This is a genomic window from Pseudonocardia sp. NPDC049154, from assembly GCF_040648315.1.
Taxonomy (GTDB): Bacteria; Actinomycetota; Actinomycetes; order Mycobacteriales; family Pseudonocardiaceae; genus Pseudonocardia.
Genome location: NZ_JBEZDN010000080.1, coordinates 1 through 7,643, shown reverse-complemented (window position 1 = coordinate 7,643; position 7,643 = coordinate 1). Strand labels below are relative to the sequence as shown.

7 protein-coding genes are annotated in these 7,643 nt (G+C 71.3%); 2 read left to right on the top strand and 5 right to left on the bottom strand.

Annotated features, from left to right (window positions below; genetic code table 11):
- Positions 1–105: 105 nt before the first annotated feature.
- The 5 genes from AB0B41_RS29190 to AB0B41_RS29170 are packed head-to-tail and all read right to left on the bottom strand — an operon-like array spanning position 106 to position 5,844.
- The gene (locus AB0B41_RS29190) at positions 106–1,551 is read right to left on the bottom strand and encodes an aminobutyraldehyde dehydrogenase (protein WP_358208939.1); all 1,446 of its coding nucleotides are present in this window, start codon (positions 1,549–1,551) and stop codon (positions 106–108) included.
- Positions 1,552–1,580: 29 nt separating this feature from the next.
- Positions 1,581–2,627, bottom strand: a complete 1,047-nt coding sequence (locus tag AB0B41_RS29185; RefSeq protein ID WP_358208937.1) for an LLM class flavin-dependent oxidoreductase — start codon at positions 2,625–2,627, stop codon at positions 1,581–1,583.
- A gap of 27 nt (positions 2,628–2,654) precedes the next feature.
- A complete protein-coding gene (locus AB0B41_RS29180; RefSeq protein ID WP_358208935.1) occupies positions 2,655–2,915 on the bottom strand; it encodes a hypothetical protein in 261 nt (86 codons plus the stop codon).
- Positions 2,912–4,471 carry an FAD-binding oxidoreductase gene (locus AB0B41_RS29175; protein WP_358208934.1) on the bottom strand — a complete coding sequence of 520 codons (1,560 nt, stop codon included), beginning with the start codon at positions 4,469–4,471 and terminating at the stop codon, positions 2,912–2,914. Before AB0B41_RS29175 ends, AB0B41_RS29180 begins: the two co-directional genes overlap by 4 nt.
- Positions 4,468–5,844 carry a (Fe-S)-binding protein gene (locus tag AB0B41_RS29170; RefSeq protein WP_358208932.1) on the bottom strand — a complete coding sequence of 459 codons (1,377 nt, stop codon included), beginning with the start codon at positions 5,842–5,844 and terminating at the stop codon, positions 4,468–4,470. Before AB0B41_RS29170 ends, AB0B41_RS29175 begins: the two co-directional genes overlap by 4 nt.
- Before the next feature lie 142 nt (positions 5,845–5,986).
- Between AB0B41_RS29170 and AB0B41_RS29165 the strand changes: the two genes are divergently transcribed.
- Together AB0B41_RS29165 and AB0B41_RS29160 are read left to right on the top strand one after the other, a co-directional pair.
- The gene (locus tag AB0B41_RS29165) at positions 5,987–6,784 is read left to right on the top strand and encodes an FCD domain-containing protein (protein WP_358208930.1); all 798 of its coding nucleotides are present in this window, start codon (positions 5,987–5,989) and stop codon (positions 6,782–6,784) included.
- Positions 6,781–7,488, top strand: a complete 708-nt coding sequence (locus AB0B41_RS29160) for a cache domain-containing protein (RefSeq protein WP_358208928.1) — start codon at positions 6,781–6,783, stop codon at positions 7,486–7,488. Before AB0B41_RS29165 ends, AB0B41_RS29160 begins: the two co-directional genes overlap by 4 nt.
- Positions 7,489–7,643 lie beyond the last annotated feature (155 nt).

Genomic DNA, 7,643 nt, shown 5'->3' with positions numbered 1-7,643 from the left:
CACTCCGCCGGCCGCCCCCCCCCCCCCCCCACCCACCGCCCCCTTCAACCCCGGGGGGTTGTCTGGGTATCTTCCCACTTCTCCATAACCCGCCACTCACAGGGGTCAGGCGTACTTGGTCATCACGTGCTTGACGCGGGTGTAGTCCTCCACGGAGTAGCCGGAGAGGTCCTTGCCGTAGCCGGACTGCTTGAACCCGCCGTGCGGCATCTCCGCGACCAGCGGGATGTGGCAGTTCAGCCACACGCAGCCGAAGTCCAGGCCCCGGCTCATCCGCTGCGCCCGCGAGTGGTCGGTGGTCCAGACGCTGGAGGACAGGCCGTAGTCCGTGTCGTTGGCCAGGTGTAGCGCCTCCGCCTCGTCGGTGAAGGTCTGCACCGTGATCACCGGCCCGAAGATCTCCTCGCGGACCAGCTCGTCGTCCTGGCGCAGGCCGTTGACCACCGTGGCCGGGAAGAAGAATCCGGGCCCGCCGGCCGGGGAGCCGCCGGCGAGCACGGACGCGTGGCCGGGGACCCGCGAGAGCAGGCCCGAGACCTTCTCGAACTGTGCGGCGTTGTTCAGCGGCGGGATGAAGAGGTCCTCCGAGTCGGGTCCTGCGTCGTCCTCCTCGGAGGAGAACCGCACCGCGCGGGCGACCTCGGCGAGCGCCTCGGCCAGGTCGCCCGCGATCGACTCGTGGGCGAGCACCCGCGTGGCGGCGGTGCAGTCCTGGCCGGCGTTGAAGAACCCGGCGACGGCGATGTCCTCGGCGGACGCGGCGACGTCCGAGTCGGCGAACACCACGACGGGGGCGTTGCCGCCGAGCTCCAGGTGCACCCGGGTGACGTTCGGGGCCGCCGCCGCGGCGACCGCCTTGCCCGCCCGCGTGGACCCGGTGATCGCGACCAGCGCCGGAATGGGGTGCGCGGAGATCAACGCACCGGTGCTGCGGTCGCCGCACACGACGTTGAGCACCCCCGGGGGCAGGAACTCGGCGAACAGCTCGGCCATCCGGGTCGTCGACGCCGGGGTGGTGTCCGAGGGCTTGAGCACCATGGTGTTCCCGCCCGCGAGCGCGGGCCCGATCTTCCAGGTGGCCATCATCATCGGGTAGTTCCACGGCGTGATCGCCCCGACCACACCCAGTGGCTCGCGGCGGACCGACGACGTGTGCCCGGCCATGTACTCCGCCGACGCCCGGCCCTCCAGGGTGCGGGCCGCCCCGGCGAAGAACCGGAACTGGTCGACCATGACCGCGATCTCCTCGGAGTGCGTCAGGGCCTTCGGCTTGCCGGTGTCCCGGTGCTCCAGCTCGACGAGCTCGTCGGCGTTCGCCTCGACGGCGTCGGCGATCCTCAGCAGCGCCGCCTGCCGCTCCGAGGGCGTGATGTCGGCCCAGTGCTCGTCGTACGCCCGCTTCGCGCTCGCGTAGGCGGCGTCGACGTCGGCCTGTCCGGACAGCGGCGCGGTCGCGTAGACCTCGCCGGTCGACGGGTCGACGATCTCGGTCGTGCGCCCGTCCGAGGCGGGGACCGGCTTGCCGTCGACGATGTTGTGGAAGGTCTGCATGGTGCGGGGCTCCTTCGACGCACGGTCCGTCAGGCGAAGGCGGGCATGATCTTCTCGGCGATCAGGGTGAGCTGTTCGTCGACCGTCGGGACCCCGGTGATCTCGCGGCCCATGAACGTCCTGACGAGGTGCGCGTCGGTGATCGCGCAGATCATGTGGTTGGCGCCGCCCTGCTGCATCTCGCGGATCTTGTCGATGCATTCCTCGGGGGTCCCGGCCACGGAGAGCTTGTCCGCCAGGTCGTCCGGGGTCGCGTCGATGGAGCCGGCCAGGTCGCCGGCCACGAACTTGTCCAGGATCGGCTTCATCTCCGACGGCGAGACGCCGTTGCGCTCCAGCAGCGAGTCCGGCATCGACGACGCGTACAGCCCGACCACCGACTTGGCGGCCTCCTTGGCCTTGGCCGAGTCCTCCCCGACGGTGACCACGCACCAGGCGCCGATGTCCAGGTCGTCGACGTTCTTCCCGGCGCGCTCGGCGCCGATCTTCATGTTGTCGTACATGTACCGGTACGCCTCGCGCGTGTAGCCCAGCGCCAGGTGGCAGCCGTCCGAGATCTCGCCGGCGACCTGGAAGGACCTCGGCCCGGCCATCGCGCCCATCTTCACCGGCACCCGCTCGGCGACCGGCCGGGCGAAGGTGAACAGGCCCTTGTACGTGAAGAACTCGCCGTCGTGCGTGATCGCGCCCTCGTCCAGCAGGGTCCGGATGACGCCCACGCCCTCCTTCACCCGGGACAGCGGCTTCTGCGTGCTCCAGTCCATCCCGTACTGCGCGAGCAGGCCGAAGTTGCCGGACGACAGGACGACCTCGGCGCGACCACCGGTCAGCTCGTCGAGCGTGGCGGTGGCCTGCGCGATGAGCGACGGCTCGCGCAGCACGACCCCGGACACGCTCGGGCCCATCATGATCCGGGACGTCTTGTCCGCCGCCGCCGCGAACAACAGCCAGAGGTCCTTGTGCCAGGTCTCGTCCGCGGCGTAGACGGCGTGGAAGCCGAGCTCGTCCGCCAGCTGGATGGACTTGAGCGACTCGGCGAGGGGGTAGTCGGGAAGCATGACGTAGCTGAACTTCATCGAGGGTCTCCCGGTGAGTGGTGGGGTTCAGGCTTCGTTCTCGATCTCGGTGATCAGGTCCGAGCCGGTGATCGTCCTGCGCGCGAAGTGCGCGTGCATCCAGTCGAGGTGGTCGTGGCGGGCGTGCATGATCCGCAACGTGTCCCAGTTCGGGAACGTCTGCTGCAGGACCCAGCGCTCCATCAGCCGCGGGTCCACCTCGAAGACGTGCTCGTGGGTGGTGATCGCGACCTCGGAGGCGCGCTGCGGGGCGGGCGGGGTGTTCTCGTCGGAGTACCGGTAGCTCATTGCGGCCCCCTGAGCTCGTCGAGCCGGGCGGAGACGTCGGCGGCGTCGCCGGTGTAGGCGAGGTCGAGCAGGTACTTGCCCGGGTTCATGATGTTGTTCGGGTCGAGCATCCGTTTGACGCCGAGCATCACGTCGAACCCGCGCCCCAGCTCGCGCGGCACGAGGTCGACCTCGCCCTCCCGGCACGAGCCGTGGCAGGCGCTGATCGACCCACCGTGCGCCAGGGCGGCGGCGGCGATGTCCCGCTTGGCCTTCACCCACATCGCCCACGCGTCGTCGTCCAGGCGCTGCTCCCAGATCCCGACGTCGATCTCGGTCAGGTAGTCCACCCCGGTGTCGGCGGAGGTGTAGGCGAACATGCCCCAGTCGTCGAACACGTCCGTCTTCCGGCGCAGGTCGGCGACGATCTCGTGCCAGGCCTTCGTGACGGCCGGGACCTGGGTGTAGTTGACGGCCGCGTCCTCGCAGTGCCAGGACATCGGCACGACCTGGCCGCTCTTGGTGCGCCCGTGCAACGGGGTGGCGTAGCGGTCGTGCCGGGCGGCCCAGTCGCCCTCGGAGATCTCGTCGCCGAGGTAGCGCGCGCCGTGCTCCTTCGCGATCCGGAACAGCCGCTTCCCGCCGACCCGGACCTCGTCCTCCCAGCCGTAGAGCACCGCGCAGGTCAGGGCGCGGACGTCCGCGGGCTGGGGGATGTAGGCCTCGTCGTCCCGGCGGAGGTAGGCGACCTTCCACTCGTCGAACAGGACGGCGCCGGCGAAGGTCGCGACGCCGGCGCGGGCCAGCGCGCCGGTGAACCGGTAGGCGGCGTCGTAGTCGTCGAAGGCCCAGAACGGGCTCAGCTCCGCCTCGGGCTTGGGGTAGAGCTTCAGCGTGGCGCGGGTGGCGATGCCGAGCGTGCCCTGGTGCCCCATGAACAGGTGCTTGAGCTGGTAGCCGGACGAGGACTTCGAGATCTTGCGCCCGATCCCGTCCCCGACGTGCAGGATCTCGCCGGTAGGGAGCACGAAGTCGAAGCTGAGCACGAGGTCGCGGGTGTGGCCGTAGCGCGCCCCGATCAGCGACCAGCCGGACGTCCCGATCCGGCCGCCGACCAGCGAGCACGGGTACGACGCGGGGTCGTCCGGATAGATCAACCCGTGCTTGGCCAGCACCTCGTTGAGCTTGAGCATGTTGATGCCCGTGCCCACGGTGACGGTGCGGTTCTCCACGTCCAGCTCGTGGATCTGGTTCATCCGCTTGACGTCCACGACTATCCCGCCGCGCAGCGGCACCGCGCCGTCGGTGAGTCCGGTCCCGCCGTCCCGCGGGACGACCGGGCACTTCAGCTCGTTCGCGATCGCGACGACCGCGGCGACCTCCTCCGTGGACTCCGGCAGCACCGCGAGGTCCGGCACCCGCTCGCGCCACCGGTGCACCGGGAACGGCGCGGGGACGCGGGCGCGGTTGTAGCGGTCCGTCTTCGCGGTGAGGATCTGGTCGGGGCGCAGCACCTCGGCGAGGCGCTCGACGACGCGGTCGATCAGGTCGGGGGGTGGGCGCTCCAGGGTGGTCACTTCGCGCAACCCCCACATCGTCTGTCCCCCACGGCCCCGCGGCTGCCGCCGACCTCGATCCCCAGCGACTCCGCGACGATCTCGTGGATGTCGATCACGTCGATGTCCCGCGCGTCGCCGGCCTCGGAGAGCGGCCGCTCGGACCACGGGCAGGCGCTGACCAGGGTGTCCACGCCCAGCTCCGCGGCGTGCCCGAGGCGCTTGTCGGAGATCGCGGCGGTGAGCTCGGGCTTCTCCACCGGCAGGCCCCCGCCCCCGCCGGAGCAGTAGGACCACTGGGTGACCCGGTCGACGTCGTGAAAGGTCAGCCCGGGGATGCTCCGGAGCACCTGGCGGGGCTCCTCCCAGATCCCCTTGCGCTTGTTGAGCCGGCAGGGGTCGTGGTAGGTGATCGTCCGGTTCACCGGGACGGTCGGGGTCAGCCTGCCCTGGGCGAGCAGGTCCGCGAGGACCTCGATCACCAGCACGACCTCGATGTCGAACTCGGCGCCGAAGTACTTCGGGTAGTCCTCGGTGAAGCTGATGTAGTCGTGCGGATCGAGCACCAGGACCCGCTTGGTGCCGGTCGCGCGCCAGTTGTCGAGGTTGTGCCGGGCGAACCGCCGGGCCTGGTCGACGTAGCCCATCTCGGCGGCGGGTCCGCCGCAGCACCACTGCTCGCCCATCAGCCCGAACTCGTAGCCGGCCTGCTGCAGGATCTGCGCGACGGCGCGGGGCACGGCGGTGCGGTAGAAGGCGGCCTCGCAGTCCACGAAGAGAACGGTTTCGCCGCCGATGGGGATGTCGAGTCCCTCGGCCCAGTCGCGGACGTTCTCCTGGCTGATCTCGGTGTCGCCGAGCACGGGCTCGTGAGTGCGATCGTTCGTCCGCTCGTTCCAGGTCTTCCACTGCGGCTGGTGCACCCCGGACTCGACGGCCAGCGCCCGGACCGCCTTGACGACGTCGACGGTGCGGGTGCGGAACCGGTAGAAGTCGCCGGTGAACAGGGTGTTGGGGCAGCGCAGCTCGCAGGCCCCGCACTGGGTGCAGTTGACGTAGTCCGCGGCGATGTCGGCGACCTCGAGCTCGCCCTTCTCCATCGCGACGATGTTCGCGTGGAAGGCGGTCGGGGTCCACGACTCGTTGCGGGTCACCTGCATGACCGGGCAGACCTCGCGGCAGAACTTGTGGCCGGACGAGTAGCAGTTGTACGAGGCGTTGCGCCACTCCGCGACGAACTCGGCGGTGCGCCGGTCGGTCAGCTGCAGCGGGACCGGGCCGTGGACGGTCTCCGGATAGGTCCCGAGCTCGGGGTCGTTCGCCGGGTCGCCGGGGGTGAAGGGTCTCTGTAGTGCTTCGGGCCGCCCGGTGCGCTCGGGTTCGGTCTGCGTCACGCGGTCCTCCGGGTGTGGTGGCGGTCACGTCAGGAGAAAAGCTATGAAATCACATCTCAAAGTTCTCGACTAGGCTGTCCGGGCCGCGTGACACACTCGTGGCACCCGTGTTAAGGCTGGATCCGATCTTGTGGAGGTGCGCGTGCGGCTCCCCGCGGGCGACGCGCGACGGGCCGTCTTCGCTCCCCTGGACGACGGGGCCATGCGCAGCGAGGCCGTCGTGCGCCGGCTGGGCAGCGCGATCGGGCTCGGCATCATCGTCGACGGCGAGCAGCTCCCGTCGGAACTGCAGCTGGCCGCGTCGCTCAACGTCTCCACGGTCACGCTGCGGGACGCGCTGTCGGACCTGCGGGCGCGCGGGCTCGTCGCGACCCGGCGCGGGCGGGGTGGCGGCAGCTTCGTCGTGGCCTCGGAGGAGGCGCTCACCGAGCTGAGCCGCGGGCGGCTGCGCGAGCTGGGCAGCACGGACCTGCGCGAGCTGGGCGACGTGCGGGCCGCCGTCAGCGGGACCGCCGCCCGGCTCGCGGCGGAGCGGGCCGCGGACTCCGAGATCGAGCGCCTCCGGGAGACGCTCGGCCGGCTCGCCGCGGCCCCCGGCGGCACCGAGCAGCGCCGGATCGAGGGGCGCTGGTTCATCGACATCGCCGCGGCCGCGCAGTCCGTCCGCCTCACCCGGGAGGAGATCGAGCTGCAGTTCGAGCTGGGCCAGCTGCTCTGGGGCACGGAGCGGACGGAGGCCGAGCTCGCGGCCACCATCGCGGACCACCACCGGGTCGTCGACGCGATCGCGGCTCGCGACCCCGCGACCTCCCGCCGGCTGGTCGAGGAGCACGTCGCCGCGGTCACTGCGCAGCTGGTCGACGCGCACGTGCGGCTCACCCGGCGCGGCCACCGGCGGGCCGACCACGCCGACGCCTACCCCGAGGCGGCAGGCTCGTGAGCGCCCCCGCGGACCAGGCCGCACTCGTCATCGGATCGGTGGTCGAGCGGGTCTTCCGCTCCGTCGCCGAGGTGCACGACGGCCTGCTGGCGGGGTACCGCGCCGCAGGTGCCCGCGGCGCGCGGATGTGCGACCGGGACGTCACCGCGCTGCGGGAGCCGCTGCTGGCCCTGCTCGCCCGGGAGCGGGAGGTCGCCGTCGGCATGGGCGTGATCGTGGCGCCGGGGCTGCTCGCCGACCGGCCCCTGCGGATGGAGTGGTGGCAGGCGGAGGAGGCGGCGGGGCATACGGCCGAGCCGGTGATGCTGGAGGTGGACCTCAACCCGGCCAGCGTGGGCTTCTACGACTACGCCTCCGCCGAGTGGTTCACGGTGCCCCGGCGCACCGGCCGGCGACACGTCGTCGGGCCCTACGTGGACGTGCACGGCACGGATCGCTACCTGCTCACCCTGACCCTGCCGGTGATCGCGGACGGGGAGTTCGTCGGGGTCGCGGGGGCGGACGTCCCGGTGGCGCGGTTCGAGACCCTGGTACTGCGCGAGCTGGGGGACCTGGCCGCGGACGTGGTGGTGGTGAACCCGGAGGACCGGGTGGTGTTCTCCACCTCGGCGCGGTGGCTCGCGGGCTCGCGCGCGGATCTCTCCGGAGCGGCGGACGTCCACGCCCTCCCCGAGCCGCACTGGCGCGTCGCCGTCCCGCACTGAAGACGGTGCCGGATGAGCGAACGGCGCTCTCGTTCACGAGGTGTGAGCGAGGGCGCCGTCCACCGGGGTCAGTCGAAGGGGCCGTTGAGCAGGCCGCCGGCGGGGCCGTCGAGGTAGGTGAAGCCGGGGTCGGGGAACTCGGTCTCGAGGCCGTC

Bases quoted from the DNA above. Each gene is read 5' to 3' on its own strand.
- AB0B41_RS29190 (WP_358208939.1), bottom strand. From the start codon at position 1,551: ATGCAGACCTTCCACAACATCGTCGACGGCAAGCCGGTCCCCGCCTCG.
- AB0B41_RS29185 (WP_358208937.1), bottom strand. From the start codon at position 2,627: ATGAAGTTCAGCTACGTCATGCTTCCCGACTACCCCCTCGCCGAGTCG.
- AB0B41_RS29180 (WP_358208935.1), bottom strand. From the start codon at position 2,915: ATGAGCTACCGGTACTCCGACGAGAACACCCCGCCCGCCCCGCAGCGC.